This window comes from Arthrobacter sp. (assembly GCF_048266065.1).
In the GTDB taxonomy this organism is placed as follows: domain Bacteria; phylum Actinomycetota; class Actinomycetes; order Actinomycetales; family Micrococcaceae; genus Arthrobacter_H.
Genome location: NZ_JBLXAH010000004.1, coordinates 16,057 through 33,506 on the forward strand (window position 1 = coordinate 16,057; position 17,450 = coordinate 33,506).

The 17,450-nt window shown below is 69.5% G+C and carries 13 protein-coding genes; 5 read left to right on the top strand and 8 right to left on the bottom strand.

Going from position 1 to position 17,450, the window contains the following annotated elements:
- Positions 1-304 precede the first annotated feature (304 nt).
- From galK to ACN0TP_RS07600, 7 genes are read right to left on the bottom strand one after another with little or no spacing between them, the layout of a single operon-like run.
- On the bottom strand, positions 305-1,522 hold the full coding sequence (gene galK / locus ACN0TP_RS07570; protein ID WP_417218241.1) for a galactokinase: 1,218 nt from the start codon (positions 1,520-1,522) through the stop codon (positions 305-307).
- Positions 1,519-2,679, bottom strand: coding sequence for a galactose-1-phosphate uridylyltransferase (gene galT, locus ACN0TP_RS07575; protein ID WP_417218242.1), 1,161 nt, complete (start codon positions 2,677-2,679; stop codon positions 1,519-1,521). The genes galK and galT overlap by 4 nt, the downstream gene beginning before the upstream one ends.
- Positions 2,676-4,793: an alpha-galactosidase gene (locus ACN0TP_RS07580; RefSeq protein ID WP_417218243.1), complete on the bottom strand. Its 2,118-nt coding sequence runs from the start codon at positions 4,791-4,793 to the stop codon at positions 2,676-2,678. Before ACN0TP_RS07580 ends, galT begins: the two co-directional genes overlap by 4 nt.
- Positions 4,790-7,951, bottom strand: a complete 3,162-nt coding sequence (locus ACN0TP_RS07585; RefSeq protein ID WP_417218244.1) for a glycoside hydrolase family 2 TIM barrel-domain containing protein — start codon at positions 7,949-7,951, stop codon at positions 4,790-4,792. Before ACN0TP_RS07585 ends, ACN0TP_RS07580 begins: the two co-directional genes overlap by 4 nt.
- Before the next feature lie 9 nt (positions 7,952-7,960).
- A complete protein-coding gene (locus ACN0TP_RS07590; protein ID WP_417218245.1) occupies positions 7,961-8,893 on the bottom strand; it encodes a carbohydrate ABC transporter permease in 933 nt (310 codons plus the stop codon).
- Positions 8,890-9,801, bottom strand: coding sequence for a carbohydrate ABC transporter permease (locus ACN0TP_RS07595; RefSeq protein ID WP_417218246.1), 912 nt, complete (start codon positions 9,799-9,801; stop codon positions 8,890-8,892). The genes ACN0TP_RS07590 and ACN0TP_RS07595 overlap by 4 nt, the downstream gene beginning before the upstream one ends.
- A 20-nt stretch (positions 9,802-9,821) precedes the next feature.
- Positions 9,822-11,183 (bottom strand): ABC transporter substrate-binding protein, encoded by a 1,362-nt coding sequence (locus ACN0TP_RS07600; protein ID WP_417218247.1) that lies wholly within the window; start codon positions 11,181-11,183, stop codon positions 9,822-9,824.
- A gap of 287 nt (positions 11,184-11,470) precedes the next feature.
- Between ACN0TP_RS07600 and ACN0TP_RS07605 the strand changes: the two genes are divergently transcribed.
- The 4 genes from ACN0TP_RS07605 to ACN0TP_RS07620 all read left to right on the top strand — a co-directional run bounded on the left by ACN0TP_RS07605 (position 11,471) and on the right by ACN0TP_RS07620 (position 14,993).
- Positions 11,471-12,256, top strand: coding sequence for a DeoR/GlpR family DNA-binding transcription regulator (locus ACN0TP_RS07605; protein ID WP_417218248.1), 786 nt, complete (start codon positions 11,471-11,473; stop codon positions 12,254-12,256).
- Positions 12,257-12,265: 9 nt separating this feature from the next.
- Positions 12,266-13,381 (top strand): CdaR family transcriptional regulator, encoded by a 1,116-nt coding sequence (locus ACN0TP_RS07610; protein ID WP_417218249.1) that lies wholly within the window; start codon positions 12,266-12,268, stop codon positions 13,379-13,381.
- Between the two features lie 64 nt (positions 13,382-13,445).
- On the top strand, positions 13,446-14,600 hold the full coding sequence (locus tag ACN0TP_RS07615; protein WP_417218250.1) for a glycerate kinase: 1,155 nt from the start codon (positions 13,446-13,448) through the stop codon (positions 14,598-14,600).
- A 12-nt stretch (positions 14,601-14,612) separates the two neighbouring features.
- Entirely contained in the window at positions 14,613-14,993 is a 381-nt protein-coding gene (locus ACN0TP_RS07620) for an RNA-binding S4 domain-containing protein (protein ID WP_417218251.1), read from the top strand.
- Here ACN0TP_RS07620 and ACN0TP_RS07625 read toward each other — a convergent pair.
- The gene (locus tag ACN0TP_RS07625; RefSeq protein WP_417218252.1) at positions 14,990-15,499 is read right to left on the bottom strand and encodes a ferritin; all 510 of its coding nucleotides are present in this window, start codon (positions 15,497-15,499) and stop codon (positions 14,990-14,992) included. The genes ACN0TP_RS07620 and ACN0TP_RS07625 overlap by 4 nt on opposite strands.
- 143 nt (positions 15,500-15,642) lie before the next feature.
- Between ACN0TP_RS07625 and ACN0TP_RS07630 the strand changes: the two genes are divergently transcribed.
- Positions 15,643-17,340 (top strand): ABC-F family ATP-binding cassette domain-containing protein, encoded by a 1,698-nt coding sequence (locus ACN0TP_RS07630; protein WP_417218253.1) that lies wholly within the window; start codon positions 15,643-15,645, stop codon positions 17,338-17,340.
- The last annotated feature ends 110 nt before the right edge of the window (positions 17,341-17,450 follow it).

Here is a 17,450-nt window from a genome sequence, read left to right on the forward strand (position 1 = left end):
GTTTCGGTGCGGCTCTGCACGGAAAACACCTCGCGGGATGAAGGAGTGGGTGATCCCGACCACATTACCGCGCAGGCGCCGCTGACTTGGGAACCCCTGTCTTCGGGGCGTCCGCGCGGATCGCGCGGCGCCCGGTGGCGTGGTTCGCAGGGATTCCCCACGGCCCTCACAGCCCCTGTCAAGCTTGGGCCCCTACAGTCGTAAGTACCTCATTGAAGGTGCGAGTGATGAATCGGGCCCCGGCTTTCCCCCAAAGTCGGGGCCCTTCGTCTGTCCGCTGGTCGCCTGTCCGCTGACGGGCCGGCTACCTGTCGATCCGCCGTGCCGCGTCGCCTGGCTCGACCACGAAGAGGTCGGGGGCCAGGTACCCCTCGGCGGCGAACCGGTGGCGCACCGCCGCAGCGACCGCCGTGGCGTCCTCGACGGGGACGACGGCAATGGCCGATCCGCCGAAACCCCCGCCGGTCATGCGTGCCCCCAGGGATCCTGCCTGCTGGGCCGCCTCGACCGCGGCGTCCAGTTCGTCACAGGAGATCCCGAAGTCATCACGCATGGAGGCATGGCTGGCATCCAGCAGCGGGCCGATCGCCCGGGGGCCGTCGCTGTCCAGGATGGCCACCGTGTCCAGGACGCGCTGGTTCTCGGTCACGATGTGGCGCACCCGGCGGAAGGTGCCGGCATCCAGGATCCGCCGGGCCTCGGCCAACCGTTCGGTTCCCACATCCCGCAGCGCCGGGACGCCCAATGCAGCGGCCCCGCGGCGACAGGCGGCGACCAGGTCCTTGTAGCCGCCGGATTCGTGGGCGTGGGCGACCCGGGTGTCGATGACCAGGATCGCCAGGCCGTGTTCGGCCAGGTCCAGGGGGACCTGCCGTGCCTCGCGGCTGCGGCAGTCCAGGAACAGGGCGTGCCCGGCGGCCCCCAGCAGCGATGCCGACTGGTCCAGGATGCCAGTGGGGGCGCCGACGAAGTCGTTTTCCGCCTGCTGGCAGAGCAGCACCAGCTCCTGCCGGGCAATGCGCAGGTCCAGCAGCTCGTCCAGGGCCAGGGCGACCGCGCATTCGATAGCCGCCGACGAGGACAGCCCCGCACCGGAGGGCACGTCGGAATCGAGCAGGACGTCCACCCCCGGTACGTGGTGGCCGCGCTGCTGCAGCGCCCAGATGATGCCCGCCACGTAGCGCGCCCAGGGTTCGACGGCGGCCGGTTCCAGCTGCCCCAGCCCGGCTTCGGCGATCCGTCCGGCCGTTGCCGCCTGGCCGGTTCCTGCCGGGTCGGCGCCCTGCAGGGACGCGGCGCGCAGCCGGGGAGGCCCGTCCGGCCGCAGCGCGACGGCGACCCGGGCCGTGTGTCCCAGCGCGAAGGGCAGCACGAACCCCTCGTTGTAGTCGGTGTGCTCGCCGATGAGGTTCACGCGTCCGGGGGCGGCCCACACGCCGTCGGATGCGGATCCGAACAGTTCGCCAAAGGCCAGCGCCACGCGCCCGGCCCCGGGGGCATCGGCGTCGTGCTGCCGGCTCATGCGGGGGTTCCCTTCACCGATTGGATGGCGTCCCTCAGCCGGGCCGCCGTGGATTCGGGGGTGACGTCGCCGATGAAGGCACCCATCGCCGCTTCCGATCCCGCCAGGTACTTCAGCTTGTCCTCGGCCCGGCGGGGGGAGGTCAGCTGCAGGTGCAGGCGCAATTCGCCGGCGTCCGGGTGGCGGGTGGGTGCCTGGAACCAGGCGGCGATGTACGGGGTGGGCGTGGAGTAGAGGGCGTCCACCCCGCGGATCAGGCGCAGGTACACCTCGGCCAGTTCGGCCCGTTCGGCGGCGGTGAGACCGGCCAGGTCCGCGATGTGGCGGTTCGGGACGATGTGCACCTCGATCGGCATGCGGGCGGCAAACGGGACGAACACGGTGAAGTGCTCGCCATGTTCCACGATCCGGGAACCGTCGGCAATTTCGAAGTCCAGCACGTCCTGCATCAGGTTGCGTCCGGTCACGGCCCGGTGGTTGCGGGCCTGTTCCAGCTGGGCCAGCGTCCGGGGCGGGATGTAGGGGTAGGAGTAGATCTGGCCGTGCGGGTGGTGGAGGGTCACCCCGATCTGGGCGCCGCGGTTCTCGAACGCGAAGACCTGTTCGATCCCCGGCAGTGCCGAGAGTTCGCCGGTGCGCTGGGCCCAGGCGTCGACGACGGTGCGGGCCCGTTCCACGGGCAGGTCGCCGAATGAATCGTCGTGGGCGGCACCGAACGCGATGACCTCGCACCGCCCGTGCGCCGGAAAGGTGGCCCCCAGCCCGGTGCCCAGGACCTGGTCCTGCTGGTGGGGCCCGAAGGAGGGGAAGCGGTTCTCGAAGACGACGACGTCGTAGTCCGCCGCCGCGATCTCGGTGGAGCGGTCCGCGGTGGAGGCACACAGCGGACACTCGTCGGCCGGTGGAAGGTGAGTGCGGGTCTGCCGGTGGGCGGCGAAGGACACCCACTCCCCCGTCAGTGCATCCCTGCGCAATTCGGCAGCCGGTGGCCGGCCCGGCAGCGTCCGCAGGTCTTCCGGTGCCGCGAAGTCCGCGTGCCGGTGGGATGCGTCGAAGAAGTACAGGATCTCCCGGCCATCGGCCATGCGCCCGCGCACCGGTTGGCGCGGCGTCCCGGCGCCCGCCTGCTGCTCGGTGTCGGCCACGGTGTCGCTCACGATGCCTCCTGGGCTTCGGCATGGAGCAGGATGGCCCGCTCGGGGTTCAGGGCGGGCAGCATGAGGCCGACCGTGGACAGGTAGGCGCCCGTCGCGGTGAACCCGTCGGCCACCCACCCCGGGGCCTCGCGTTCGGCATAGGTTCCTGCTTCGTTCCCGGGAAGGACCACCGAGACGCGGTAGGTGGTCCCGGCGTCGAGCCCCGGCAACGCGATCGCCCCCGGCCCGGCATCCTCGCTGGAGCGCAGCAGGCAGAAGGCATACAGTGCCTCGTGGCCGTCGGCCGCCACCGTCCCGTACAGGCTGAAGGCGTCGTCGGCGAGGTCGGCACGGACCTGGCGACCGGAGTGCAACAGCGCCCGGTGGTCCTTGTAGAGCCTGACGAGTTCGTGCAGGGTGTCCCGGTCCGCTCCCGTGGCCTCGCGGATGTCCCATTCCATCCCGAAGTGCCCGAACAGGGCGGTGATCCCGCGGAAGGCCAACGCGTGGGTGCGCCCCGAGGTGTGGGCCGTGGAGGGGCCGATGTGCTGGCCGACGAGTTCCGGGGGCAGCACCTGCTGGGTCAGCTCCTGGATGTGCTGGCGCTCCAGCGCGTCGTTGGAGTCCGAGGCCCACACCCGGTCGGTGTGTTCGAGCACCCCCAGGTCCACGCGCCCGCCGCCGGAGGAGCAGGATTCGATTTCCAGCCCGGGGTGGGCCGCCTTGAGGTCGTCCATCAACCGGTAGGCGGCCAGGGTCTGGGCGTGCTGGGAGGGGCTGCCGGCGGAGGCCACGTCGGCCAGGTCGCGGTTCTGGTCCCATTTGAGGAACGTGATCGGTGTCCCCGCGTCGCGGGCCGTGGCGAGCACCGCGTGCAGGGAGCCGAACACGTGGGAGTAGGCGTCCGGCCGGGTCAGGTCCACCACGTGCTGGTTCCGCCAGGTGGGGGCCAGCCGGTCACCGCGCGCCCGGCAGATCCAGTCGGGGTGGTTGCGGGCCAGCTCGGAGTCGGGGTTCGTCATTTCGGGTTCGACCCACAACCCGAATTCCATGCCCAGCTCGTTGACCTTGGCGATGAGCGGTTGCAGCCCGTCGGGCCACATCTCGGTGGACACGGTCCAGTCGCCGAGCCCGGTGGTGTCGTCGCGGCGGGAGCCGAACCAGCCGTCGTCGAGCACAAAGCGTTCCACCCCGGCCTCCGCGGCACATTCGGCCAGCGAGGTGAGCTCGTTCAGGTCGTGGCGGAAGTACACGGCCTCCCAGGTGTTCAGCACCACGGGCCGCTCCCGGCGCGGGTGGCCGGGGCGCGAGCGCAGGTAGGTGTGGAAGCGGGCTGCGATGCCGTCGAGCCCGTCGGCGGAGTACGCCAGGTAGGCCCACGGTGAGGTGTGGGAGTCGCCGGTGTCCAGCACGATCTCCCCGGGTCCGGTCAGTTCCCCGGCACCGAGGGCGCGGGTGCCGGTGGCGGTGCGTTCGGCGAACACCGTGCTGTTGCCGCTCCAGCCGAAGTGCAGCGCCCAGACCTCCCCGCGCCGGTGGGCGAAGGAGGGGGTTCCGGCGGCCATCAGCAGCGGGGCGTCGTGGCCGGTGCGGCCATGGCGTCCGGTGCGGGTGTGTGTGCCCACCACGAACGGTAGGCGCTGGACCGACCGTTCACGGGACCAGCGCCCCGCCGTGTCGAGCACCTCGGTGGCCTGCGGGCCCACGGGCAGCATCGCGTTCAGGGCCCGCACCTCGTAGCCGGGGGCGCCGACGTTGGACACGGTGTGGCGCACGCGCAGCAGCCCGCCGGGCAACAGCTCGGCCTCCGTGGCCAGCTCCAGTCCGGCGTCGTCATCGGTGGCCCGCAGCACCAGCCGCTGCTCCTCCACGGACACCTCGGGGTCCGCGAACCGGGCCGAGGTGTCGGCCCCTCCGCGCCCGCCTTCCAGCAGCGGGGTGCCGGACCAGCCGTTCGCCGCCTGCGGCCACAGCGGCATCGCCAGCGGGTGGTCGTAGTTGGAATGCAGCACCGGTCCCGTGGATTCGTGCTCCGGCAACGGGCCGGGATCGGCGCCATGATGCACGACGGCGGGGACCCCGGTGGTCTGCAGGATCAGGGCCACGCCGTGGCCGGCCAGGGATACAAGACTCATGCGGTGCCCTCCCAGGCGGTGGTGCCCAGCAGGGCGAAGTCGATGACCAGCTCTGCCCGGCTGGAGGTCAGGGAATCCCGGGCGGGAACGTCGACGCCGCAGGAGCGGCTGCCCAGCCCGTGTTGGCCGGCGTCGATGCCCAGATGCCACGCGGTGGGTTCGGGCAGGTCGGTGGGGTGGGCGGCGGCGGCCAGTTCCTGCTGGCTCCACGGGCCGAGGGTGAAGCCGGTATCCGGCGGCCCCTCGATCACCCGCAGGCGCAGGGTCCTGCCGTCGGACAGCGCCAGGTCCACCCCGTGCAGGTGGCCCCGGCGTCCGTTGGCCTGGGGCCGGGGGTAGTCGGTGCGCAGGTCACGGACCCGCAGCCGGTGGATTCCAAAGCGCACGCCGGCCTGCGAGTCGGCGTAGGACTCCCCGGGTCCGGCGCCGGTGAACTCGACGGGGCCCTCATCGGCCAGCGCGTCCGCCGGCAGGGTGAAGCCCAGCCCCAGCTGGGCCAACGGGAACCCCGGATCCTGCAGCGCCTCCAGCCGGGCCCGCAGCCGCAGGCCACCGTCGACGGCGCTCCAGTGCAGGTCGGCGGTGAAACCGGAGGGTAGCGCCGGGGCGCCGTAGCGGTGGGTTGCCAGCAGGGTGGCCGCGTCGCCACCGGTGGACACGGTGCGGCGTTGGAGCCGGTGCAGGCCGGCGGAATGCCACGTCTCGGCGAGCGCGATGACCGGGCCGGGTGCCGTGCCGGCGTAGGTGTCCCAGTCGAAGCCGGGGGCTGCCTGGGCGGTGATGCCCACGGTGCCGGCGCCGCCGGGGCGCAGGTCGCGGGTGGGTTCGATGGCCCCCGCATCGTTGTCCGTCGGGGCCCGGTAGGCCAGCAGCTCGGGGCCGGCCAGCCCCAGGCCCGCCCAGTCCCGCAGCAACCCGGAAGCGTCAAAGCCCGCCACCGTTCGGGGGTCGATGGCGGTGGCCTGCTCCGTGGCCGGCACCCGGCGTTGCGGGGCGGCCACGGCGGCACCGGCGGGGCTGGTCGGGTCGGAACCTGCACCCACCGCGTCGATGATGCCCTGCCCCACGGCGACCTCATGGCCTGACGGGGCCCACCAGGTGTCGGCGACCAGCCGCGCTGAGACGGTGAGGACGGCTCCCGGGTGCTGCCGGGCGGCGTCGGGCAGTTCCAGCGTGGTGCTCGATCGGGCGGGAAGCCCGGGGAACTGGAGGCTCCCCTCCGCCAGCGGCGCGGCGTCTAGGTCGGGGCCGGTGGCATCCACCCGCCAGCTGAAGTCGATGTGGGAGGTGTCGGCGAAGTCCTGGCGGTTCTCGATCAGGATCGCCTCCCCCACGGTGATCCGCACGCCGGCGATCACCGCAGCGTATTCCACCAGTCCGGGGCTCGGGGTCCCGTCGGCGAAGACCAGCCCGTCGAGGACGAAGTTGGAGGTGTGGATCGGTTCGGCAAAGTCGCCGCCGTAGGCATGCACGGCCCGGCCGTCGGCGGTGGCGGCCAAGATCCCGTGGTCCTTGTACTCCCAGACAAAGCCGCCGGCCGCGCGGGGATGCGCGTCGAAGAGTGCCTCGTAATCCTGCAGGCCACCGGGGCCGTTGCCCATGGCATGCGCGTATTCGCACAACACATACGGCTGGGTGGCGATCCGGTCCGATCCGGAGGCGCTCGCCGAGGGCACCGGGTCCCCGGCGAGGATCGAGGCGGATTCGGTGGGGGTCGCATACATGCGCGAGTACACGTCGGTGTAGGCGCCGTCGTGGTCTCCCTCGTAATGGATGGGGCGCATCGGATCGTGCCCACGCAGCCAGTCGGCCATCGCCGCGAGGTTGGCTCCGGTGCCTGCCTCGTTGCCGAGGGAGAACATGACGACGCTGGCGTGGTTCGCGTCCCGTCGCCAGGTGCGTTCGATCCGGTCCAGGTAGGCCTCCCGCCAGGTGGGGTCATCGGAGGGGTTGCGTTCCCACTGCTCGGCGAGGAAGCCGTGGGTTTCCAGGTCGCATTCGTCCACGAGCCAGAAGCCCAGCTCATCGGCCAGGTCCAGCAGATGGTGGTTCGGCGGGTAGTGGCTGGTGCGGATGGCGTTGATGTGGTGCCGCTTCATCGTCTGCAGCTCGCTGCGGGTGAAGTCAGCGGTGACCGCCCGGCCCGCGGTGGGGTGGAACTCGTGGCGGTTGACGCCGCGGAACCGGATCGGGGATCCGTTCACGCGCAGCACGCCGTCGTGGATGTCGACCCGGCGGAAGCCCAGGCGCAGGGTCACCCGTTCGTCCGGGGAGGACAGCGTGGCCGGGTAGAGGTGGGGGGTCTCGGCGGTCCAGCCCTTCACGGTGCCGACGTCCAGTTCGGTCCGGGCCGTGGTGATCTCGTGGGTGGCCCCCAGACCGGGGATGGACAGGCGCAGCGGGAAGGCGGCCGCCGGGGCGTCGACGTCCAGCGTCAGGTGGCCCGCCCCGTCGTCGTAGTCGGCGACGACGTGGACGTCGCGGATGCCGGCCACGGGTTGGCCGATGAGGGTGACGTCGCGGAAGATCCCCGGTAGCCACCACTGGTCCTGGTCCTCCAGGTAGCTGGCCGCGGAGAAGGCGTGGACGCGGACCACCAGCCGGTTGGGTTCACCTCCGCGGCGCAGCGTGTCGGTGATGTCGAATTCGTGGGTGAGCCGGCTGCCGGAGGCATGGCCGATCGCTGAGCCGTTGAGCCACACCTTGAACGTCGATTCCACTCCCTCGAACCGCAGGATGATCCGGTCCAGCCCGTCCAGGACCTCGGTGGTGAAGCCGAGTTCGTCGGCAGTGAATTCTCGCAGGTGGTCCCCGGTCCCGTTGGCGTCGGGGACAAAGGGGGGATCCACCGGGAACGGATAGTCGACGTTGGTGTACCAGGGACTGCCGAACCGGTTCACCGACCCGATGACCAGCGGGCCGTTGGAGGCATCGAGCACCCAGTGGCCGGGAACGGTGACGGTGTCGGGGAAATCGGCGTCCTCGGCAGCCGGGTCCGGGTGCGCGCCGCAGACCGAGGGCGAGTAGCGGAAGCCCCAGGTGCCGGCCAGGCTGGCCTCGGGCCGGTCGGAGTCCAGGTGTGCGCGGGCGGGAAGGGTCCCGGAACCGGGCGAAGGGTCGAGGTGGTAGGGGAGCTGGGGGGTTCCAGGGATGGTCACCGGGCCGCCCTACTTGTTGCTGCCGAGGGTCAGGCCGGCCACGAAGTGCTTTTGCAGCAGCAGGAACATGACCACGGTGGGCAGGGCGATCATCACGGCGCCGGCGGCGACCAGGTTGTTGTCGGTGAAGAACGCGCCCTTGAGGTTGTTCAGCGCGCTGGTCACCGGCATCGCGTCGCCGTCGCGCAGCAGCACCAGGGCCCAGAAGAAGTCGTTGTAGATCCACGCGAATTCCAGCGTGGCCAGCGCGGCCAGCGCCGGGCGGGTCAGCGGCAGGATGATCTGGTAGAACTGCCGCCACACCCCCGCCCCGTCGACCTGGGCCGCTTCGCCGAGTTCGTCGGGCAGCGCCTTCATGAAGTTGGACAGGACGAACACGCAGAAGCCCATCTGGAAGGCCACGTTGATGAGCACGACGCCGAACTGGGTGTTGTAGATGTCCAGCTCCAGGAACATCCGGTACAGCGGGGTGATGATGACCTGTTGCGGCAGCAGGTTGGCCGCGGTGAAGAACATCAGCATGAGCAGGTTGAGTTTGAAGCTGAAACGCGCCAGCACGAAGGCCGCCATGGAGGACATGAACAGGACGACGACGACGGCGGGTACTGCAATGTAGAGGGAGTTCAGGAAGTAGTGGGGCAGGTCGGCCTGGGTCCAGGCGGTGACGTAGTTGTTGAAGTTCAGCGTGTCCGGCAGGGACACGTAGCCCTTCTCCGCGGTTTCGGAGTAGGGGCGCAGCGACGTGTAGATCGCCCAGGCCAGCGGCACCAGCCAGATCGCCCCCCACAGGATCAGGCACACGTGCAGGATGACCCGGCCCGGCCGCAGGGGTGCCTTGCGCTCCGACCCGGCCTCGCCGCGCCGGGACTTCCGGGTCCCGGTGGCGGCTGCGGGGGACGTCGCTGCGTCGTGTTCGCCGGGGGTCAAGGTGGCGGCACTCATCGGGTCCCTTCCTTCCTGAAGGTCTGCACCAGGTAGGTGATGATGAAGACCAGCGAGATGACCAGCAGGATGACCGCTATCGCGGATCCGAAGCCGATGCGGCTGGCCTCGCCGATGATGTTGTTGGTGATCAGCACCGAAAGCAGCTCCAGTCCGTTGGTTCCCTTGTTGATGATGTAGACGATGTCGAAGGCCCGCAGCCCCTCGATCACGGTGACCACCAGGACGATGACGTTGATGGGCTTGAGCACCGGGAAGACCACCCGGAAGAAGGTCTGGCGCTGGTTGGCGCCGTCGATGGAGGCCGCTTCCTTGATGGAGGGGTCAACCCCCTTCAATCCGGCCAGGTAGAGCACCATGATGTAGCCGACATGTCGCCAGCTGGCGGCGACCAGCACGGCCCACAGGTTGATGTCGGAATTGCCCAGCCAGTTCACGTGAGCCCCGGACAGCTGGTTGATCAGCCCCTGGTCCTGGGAGTACAGCAGGGTCCAGATGAAACCGACCAGGGCCAGGGACAGCACCACCGGCAGGTAGAACACGCTCTGGTAGATGCGGGTTCCGCGGATGTTCTTGTCCAGCAACACCGCCAGGAACAATCCCAGGGGCGTGGCGATCAGGGCCAGGACCAGCAGCCAGATGACGTTGTTGCGCAGGGCGGGCCAGAACGGCGGGTAGATCGTGGCGATCTGCTCGTAGTTCTGGAACCCGATGGGCTGGATGGCTGTCACGCCATTCCAGCGGGTGAAGGAGAGGAACACCGATCCCAAGGCCGGCCCCCAGACGAAGGCCAACACCACCAGGGCCGGGACGCCCAGCATCAGGGTCAGGACCACCCGGTCGGTGGTGCTGTATCTGCGGACTTTCCGGGCCTTGGGCGGCCGGGCCTTCTGTGTCACTGTGCTCATGGTGTTCCCCTCCCGCAGCCCTAGGCGGCGAAGATCGCCTTCTTCTGCGCCTCAACATCCTTGAGGATGTTGTTGATGTCCTTCGGGTTCTTGATGAACGACTGGATCGAGGGGATCATCACGGTGGAAGCGAAATCGGGTCGGGTGTCGCGGTCCATGAACTGGGCGATGTTCTTGGCCTCGCCGACGACCTTGGCCGCCTTCTTCTGCAGTTCCGTGTAGTCGGAGGTGTCCATGTCGTTGGCCGGACCGACCAGGCCCTTGTCGGCGTCGGCGTTGATCTTCTCTGCCTCGGCACTGCCGAGGAATTCCAGCAGCTTCTTGGCGGTGCCGCCGTTTTGCGTCTTGGCGCTCATCATGAAGCCGTCGATGGGTGCGTCGATGGAGTCGGTGCCGTAGTCCGGGTTGATCTCGGGGAAGGTGAAGAAGTCGAGGTCCTTCAGGGCGTCACCGCCCTCGGCGCCCTGGAACTGCTGGGACACGAACATGCCCAGCAGGTACATCCCCGATTTCTTCTGCAGCAGTCCCTGCGCGGTTTCCTGCCAGTCGCGTCCGAGGCCGCCCTTCTGCTGGTACGGCAGCAACTTGGTCCACGTGTTGAAGACCTCCTTGACCTGGTCGGACTCCCAGGAGTCCTCCCCGGCCAGGAGCTTGGTGTGGTAGTCGTAGCCGTTGATGCGCATGTTCAGGATGTCGAACGTGCCCATTCCCGGCCAGCCGTCCTTGTCGCCGAAGGCAATCGGGGCCAGCCCCTCCTTGAGCATGTCCTCGCTGACCGCTGTCATCTCATCCAGCGTCTTGGGGACCTCGTATCCCTTGTCCTCGAACACGGACTTCCGGTAGAAGACGGCCCACGGGTAGTAGGAGAGCGGGACAAAGTACTGCTTGCCATCGCTTCCCGTGGAGGCGGCCTTGAACGATTCGCTGAAGTTCGAGCCGATGTTGTCCCAGACCGAGGAGATGTCCCCGGCCAGGCCCTGGTCGGCGAAGAAGCGCATGCGGTAGCCGGAGAACCAGCTGAAGACGTCGTCCGGGTCGCCCTGCAGGTAGGAGTTGATCTGCTCCTGGTACGTGTTGTGGTCAACGGTGTTGATCGTGACCTTCGAGCCGGATTCCTTCATGAAGCCGTCGATGATCTTCTTGTAGGCGGCCTTGGGGACGGCGTCCGACTGGTTGGAGCCGAACGTGATGTCTCCGGTCCCCTCGCTGACGCTGGCGCCTCCACCTCCGCCGCCGCACGCTGTGAGGGCGGCCAATGCCGAGAGGCCGACGGCGCCCCCGAGAACTGACCTGCGGTTGACCGGGACGCTGAGTCCCTTGCCGAGCGAGGAGGGGCTGGGCGGGACACGGCGTCCGTCCTGCCGGGGATGGTGGTGGACCACGGTGACTCCTTGGGTTGTGCCGCCGGCCCGGATTTCCGTGTGCGCAACGACGAGGATGATGGAGAAACGCTCAATATCGATCAGAAAACAACTAATTCTGACTTCCCGACACTATGACACGCACCACACCCCAGCGCAAGAAGTTGACGAAAATCTCTGTAAATCGTGTTGTTTACGAGACAAATCATCGATCGGAACCATCAGAGAACCCGCACATTTTCGAACCTCGGTTATGCTGGCGGAACATGGCCCGCCGACCACCACTTCCCCCGAAAGGCGCATCCACCATGGCAGAGATGCTTCCGCAGCAGCGCCACCGCCACATCCTGGAAGAACTGAACCGCTTCGGCCAGGTCCGCGTCACGGAGCTCTCCCACGAATTGGGCATTTCGGAGATGACGGTCCGCCGGGACCTCAACGCCCTGGCGGGGGCGGGGGAACTCGTCAAGGTCCACGGCGGTGCCACCCTGGAGCAGTCGGCCACCAGCATCGAACCCGGCTTCGTGCGCAAGCTCGGCCTGGCCGCGGCCGAGAAAGAGGCCCTGGCGGTGCATGCCGCCCGGCTGATCGAGCCGGGGATGTCGGTCGCCCTGAATTCCGGAACCACGACCTACGCGCTGGCCGGCCAATGCATCGGGATCGACGACCTCACCGTCATCACCAACTCGCCACGGATCGCCGAGGTCTTCTACAGCGCCGAGAACCCGTCCCAGACCATCATCCTGACGGGCGGGATCCGCACCCCCTCGGACGCACTCGTCGGCCCGCTGGCGACTGCCGCTCTGGCCCAGCTGCACGTGGACATCTGCTTCATGGGCGTCCATGGCATGACGGCCGAAGACGGTTTCACCACACCGAACATGCTCGAGGCCCAGGCCAATCGCGCGTTCATGGCCTCCGCCGCCCGGCAGGTGGTGGTCGCCGACCACAGCAAGTGGGGCATCACCGGGTTGTGCCAGATCTCCCCGTTGGATGCCGCCGACATCCTGATCACCGGCGACGCACTCTCACCCGAGGCGGCGGAGGCCGTTCGCCAATCGATCGAGACCCTGCTGCTGGCACCCACCGCCTAAACTGGCGCCATGCCCCTGCCCCTGAGCCGCGAACTGGCCCAACGCGTCATCGACCAGGTCGCCCCGACGCTGGAGTTCAACATCAACGTGATGGACCCGGCGGGTCGGATCATTGCCTCCACCGACCCGGCGCGCATCGACGGCTTCCACGCCGTCGCGCGGGCCGTTGCCCTGGGGGAACCGGGGATCGTGCACGACGGCGGGTCCCCCACAGAGCGGGCCGGAGTCAACTTGCCCCTGCGGCTCGAGGGCGGGATCGTGGGCGTCCTGGGTGTCACCGGGCCACCGGAGCGGGTGGCCCCGCTGGCACAGGTCCTGGTCATGACAATCGTCCTGCTCCTGGAACGCGAACGCGAAATGGATGAGGCGGCCCGCCGGGATGCGGCAGACCGCGAGCTGCTGGCCCGACTGGTCTCCGGGGAACTGACGGGCCGGAAGATCGAGGCGTCCCTGGCCGCCGGGCTGCCCGAACTGCCGCCGCCCTGGCGGCTCCAGGCCATCCTGGCCCCCGGCGGAACGGACTCCGCCACCGCGGCGGAGGATGTCCCGCCGCCGCGCGCACCACATCGCCGCGCCCGCTTCGGCGGCGCGTGGTGGATCCTCACCGGGGGGCGGGGCACCGGTGGCGAGCAGGAACCCGCAGACGCCCCGGCCGGAGCCGCCATCCTCGACGGCGGGCCCTGCACCACCGGTGGCGAACTGGCCGGATCGGCCCAGGCCCTCGGGGCCCTGGCCGCCGCACCGCGGCTGCTGCCGGCACCCGGGGCCTCCGGAAGACTCCGCCTGGACGAGCTGGCCGCCGAGCTCTCGGTGGCCTGCCTGCCTCCTGCCACGGCAGCGGCACTGGCCGGCCGCGTGGCACCCCTGCGCGCCGAACACCTGCACACCCTTCAGGCCTTCGCCGCGGCCGGCGGATCCGTCTCGGAAACGGCACGGGAACTGTTCCTGCATCGGAACACGGCCATGCAGCGCCTGGACCGGATCAGGCAGCTGACCGGTCTGGACCCGCGGATCCCGGCAGAGGCACAGACGCTTCACCTGGCCGCCATCGCCTCCCGCCGCGGAGAACCCGGAGACCCCAGCGCACCATCAACTATGGACAACATGCACTCATCCGACGATTGATCATCAGGTAAACCTAGGCACCTTGACCATGGCGGCGGGTGCCTGCCCCGCCTAGAGTTGTTCCATGAGCACCCCAGCGCCTCCCGTCATCGTCGTCGCCCCGGATTCCTTCAAGGGCAGCGCCTCTGCGGCCCAGGCGGCCGCCGCCATGGCCCGCGGAGCACGCGCCGTGGCAGGCGACGCGGCCCGGATCATCGAGTTGCCGCTGGCCGACGGCGGCGAGGGGACCCTGGATGCGATGCTCGCCGTCTGGGGCACCGAACCGCTGACCGTGGACGCCACCGATGCGCTGGGACGGCCCTGCACTGCCCGCTACGGCATCTCGGCCGATGGCACCACCGGCATCATCGAGGCGGCGGAAGCCAACGGGCTCCCCCAGGTCTCCGACGTCGACCCGCAGCCGCTGGCCGCCGATACCCGAGGTGTCGGACGCATCGCCGCCGCACTGCTGGATGCGGGCGTCCAGGAGATCCTGCTGTGCATCGGCGGGTCGGCGACCACGGACGGCGGGGCCGGACTGCTGGCCGGACTGGGCGTCAGGTTCCTCGATGCCGGCGGCCACCGGACCGGCACCGGCGGCGGGGACCTCGCGTCCATCGAGGGCGTCGACGTCTCCGGGCTGCATGCCCGGGCCGCTGCGGTGCGCTGGCGGATTGCCGTCGACGTCGACAACCCCTTGTGCGGGCCACGCGGGGCAGCGGCTGTCTTCGGCCCGCAGAAGGGCGCTTCACCCGAGGACGTCGCCACCCTCGATGGCGGGCTGGCCCACCTGGCACGCGTGCTCCGGGCTGAGGAGGTGGCCGCCTCACCGGGCTGCGGGGCGGCCGGCGGCATGCCGTTGGCCCTGGTGGCCGTCCTGGGGGCAGTCATGGTTCCCGGGGCCGAGCTGGTCTCCACGGCGGTGGGCCTGCCGCAGGCGTTGGCAGGTGCCGACGTCGTGCTCACCGGGGAGGGCCGGTTGGATTCCCAGTCGCTGGGGGGCAAGGTCGTCGATGCGGTGCGCCGTACCGCTGCGGCCACCACGCGCGTGGTGGTCATCGCCGGGGCGGTCCAGCTCGATGCCGCCGCCTGCCGGGACGCCGGGCTGACCGCAGCGTTCTCCATTGCCCCGGGACCCGCCGAGCTGGCCGGGCTGCAGGCCGATGCGGAGCGGCTCATCGAGGACACAGCGGCCCAGGCGTGTGCCGCGTTGGGGCTCGGGACCGGGCGGTGCGGCTAGTCTCGAGGGACCATGAAGACGTTGGACAAGGCAGTACGCATCGACGCGTGGCTCTGGGGAGTGCGCGCCTTCAAGACCCGCTCCGCGGCCACCGCTGCGTGCCGCGCCGGACACGTCAAGCTCAATGACCGCCCGGCCAAGGCCGCGGCGGTCATCGTGCCCGGGGACACCATCCGGGTGCGCGAAGCGGGATTCGAGCGGATCCTGGAGGTGCGCCAGCTCATCGTCAAGCGCGTCGGGGCGCAGGCCGCCGCCAGCTGCTTCATCGACCACACGCCGGCGCGTCCGAAGGCCCCGGCACTGCTGGTCCCGGTGCGTGACCGCGGCACGGGCCGGCCGACGAAGCGCGACCGGCGCGAGCTGGAGCGGATGCGCCGCGAGCTGGGCGGTTAGGCCTCGGCGTCGGCACCCGGGCGGGAGCCGAGTTCGGCGTCCAGGCGCAGCAGGCCCGGGCCGTCGTTGCCGATGAGCCGGACGCGGCCGATGATCTCCCCCACGGTCGCCTCCTCTTCGAGCTGCTCGGAGACGAACCAGTTCAGCAGCGGGAGGGCGTCGATGTCGCCCTCCTCCTGGGCCAGGCGGTAGAGGTGGCGGATGGCCTCGGAGACCTTGACCTCGTGGGCCAGGGAGGCCTCGAACGCGTCGCGGACCGAACCGGCCTTCACACCGGGGGCCTTGATGGCACCGATGGACGGGCTGGAATCGCGGTCCGTCATGTGGGCGATGAACTTCTCGGCGTGGACGATCTCCTCCTGGGACTGCGCGCGGAACCATCCGGCGATGCCCGGCAGGTCCTGGACCTCCATCTCGATGGAGAGCTGGCGGTAGACGATGGACGCCTCCAACTCCAGGGTGACTTGGTCGTTGAATGCCTTTTCGAGTGCTCCGGTAAGTTTCATGGGGCCCAATCTACGGCGGTTTTCCGGGCCTGTCACCGGAGTTTGGCCTAACTGACCCGCCCCGGCACCCAATAGCGAACGATGGCGTTGCGCCGGGTGGGCAGGGTTGGGAAGCCATACCTGATCGCCCCTAGACTGGCCGGATGGGTCATATTGATGTTGCCGGGATCGACTACTTCCTCTCCGACGGCACGCAGCTGCTCAACGAGGTCTCCTTCAAGGTCGGCACCGGCAGCAAGACGGCCCTGATCGGGCCCAACGGCACCGGCAAGACCACGTTGTTCAAGATCATCGCCGGGGACCTGGTGTCCGACGGCGGGACCGTGGGCCTGTCCGGAACGCTGGGGATCATGCGCCAGTTCGTCGGGCAGGTCCGTGACGAGTCCAGCGTGCGTGACCTGCTGGTTTCCGCGGCTCCCCCGGTGCTGGCCGCAGCGGCCGCCGAATTGGCGGCCTCCGAGGACGCCATGCTCACCGACCATTCCTCCCCCGCCGCCGAGGAGAAGACCCAGATGCGCTACGCCCAGGCCATCGTGGACTGGGGGGACGCCGGCGGCTACGAGATCGAGACCGTCTGGGACGAGGTCTGCATGGCGGCGTTGGGCCTGAGCTTCGAACGGGCAGCCCACCGGCCGGCCTCCACGCTCTCCGGCGGCGAGCAGAAGCGCCTGGTCCTGGAGGCCCTGTTCGCCGGCAACGACGAGGTCCTGCTGCTCGACGAGCCCGACAACTACCTGGACGTGCCGGGCAAGCGCTGGCTCGAATCCAAGCTGCGCGCGACCGAGAAGGCCGTGTTGTTCATCAGCCACGACCGCGAACTGCTCAACCAGGCCGCCGAGCGGATCGTCACCCTGGAGCCGGGCATCAACGGGGCCTCCGCCTGGATCCACGGCGGATCCTTCGGCAGCTACGTCGAGGCCCGCGCCGACCGCAACGCCCGGTTCGAGGAACTGCGCAAACGCTGGGACGAGGAGCACGCCAAGCTCAAGGAGCTGGTGAACATGTACAAGAACAAGGCGGCGTTCCGCTCCGACATGGCCAACCGGTACCACGCGGCGCAGACCCGGTTGGCGAAGTTCCTGGAAATCGGGCCGCCCGAGGCGCTGCCGATCGAGCAGAACGTGACGATGCGCCTGCGCGGAGGCCGGACCGCGAAGCGGGCGATCGTGGCGCAGAAGCTGGAACTGACCGGGTTGATGAAGCCGTTCTCCACCGAGATCTGGTTCGGGGACCGGGTCGGGGTCCTCGGCTCCAACGGATCGGGCAAATCACACTTCCTGCGCCTGCTCGCCGCCGGCGGCACCGACCCCGAACGCGAACACCTGCCGGTCTCCGACATCGTGCTGGCCGAGGTCCCCCACGAGGGCACGGTGAAGCTCGGGGCCCGCATCCGGCCCGGCTACTTCGCGCAAACCCATGTCCGCCCCGACCTGGGGCACCGTTCACTGCTGGACATCCTGCACCGCGGGGACGAGCACCGTTCCGGGCTGGGGCGCGAGGCGGCCTCCGGGGCCCTGGACGGCTACGGACTGGCCGCGCAGGCGGAGCAGGCCTTCGATTCCCTCTCCGGCGGCCAGCAGGCCCGCTTTCAGATCCTGCTGCTGCAACTCTCCGGGGCCACCCTGTTGCTGCTCGACGAGCCCACCGACAACCTGGACCTGCACTCCGGCGAGGCACTGGAACGGGCCATCAACGCATTCGAAGGCACCGTCCTGGCCGTCACCCACGACCGCTGGTTCGCCAAGTCCTTCGACAGGTTCCTGGTGTTCGGCTCCAACGGCCGCGTCTACGAGACCGAGGAACCGGTGTGGGACGAGGCCCGGGTGGAGCGCGCCCGCTGAACCGCTGCGCCGGAAGGACCCGCCGGGAATAGCCACTGCCCACAGAACGCTGTGCCACACAGGTGGCCCTGGGCCGACCACGGCCACCCCACCGAAGTTCCCCCACCGAA

What these genes read in the sequence shown, in the direction of transcription:
- galK (WP_417218241.1), bottom strand. Translation starts at nt 1,522, where the DNA reads ATGAGCCGGCAGCACGACGCCGATGCCCCCGGGGCCGGGCGCGTGGCG.
- ACN0TP_RS07580 (WP_417218243.1), bottom strand. Translation starts at nt 4,793, where the DNA reads ATGAGTCTTGTATCCCTGGCCGGCCACGGCGTGGCCCTGATCCTGCAG.
- ACN0TP_RS07590 (WP_417218245.1), bottom strand. Translation starts at nt 8,893, where the DNA reads ATGAGTGCCGCCACCTTGACCCCCGGCGAACACGACGCAGCGACGTCC.
- ACN0TP_RS07595 (WP_417218246.1), bottom strand. Translation starts at nt 9,801, where the DNA reads ATGAGCACAGTGACACAGAAGGCCCGGCCGCCCAAGGCCCGGAAAGTC.
- ACN0TP_RS07605 (WP_417218248.1), top strand. Translation starts at nt 11,471, where the DNA reads ATGGCAGAGATGCTTCCGCAGCAGCGCCACCGCCACATCCTGGAAGAA.
- ACN0TP_RS07610 (WP_417218249.1), top strand. Translation starts at nt 12,266, where the DNA reads ATGCCCCTGCCCCTGAGCCGCGAACTGGCCCAACGCGTCATCGACCAG.
- ACN0TP_RS07615 (WP_417218250.1), top strand. Translation starts at nt 13,446, where the DNA reads ATGAGCACCCCAGCGCCTCCCGTCATCGTCGTCGCCCCGGATTCCTTC.
- ACN0TP_RS07620 (WP_417218251.1), top strand. Translation starts at nt 14,613, where the DNA reads ATGAAGACGTTGGACAAGGCAGTACGCATCGACGCGTGGCTCTGGGGA.
- ACN0TP_RS07625 (WP_417218252.1), bottom strand. Translation starts at nt 15,499, where the DNA reads ATGAAACTTACCGGAGCACTCGAAAAGGCATTCAACGACCAAGTCACC.
- ACN0TP_RS07630 (WP_417218253.1), top strand. Translation starts at nt 15,643, where the DNA reads ATGGGTCATATTGATGTTGCCGGGATCGACTACTTCCTCTCCGACGGC.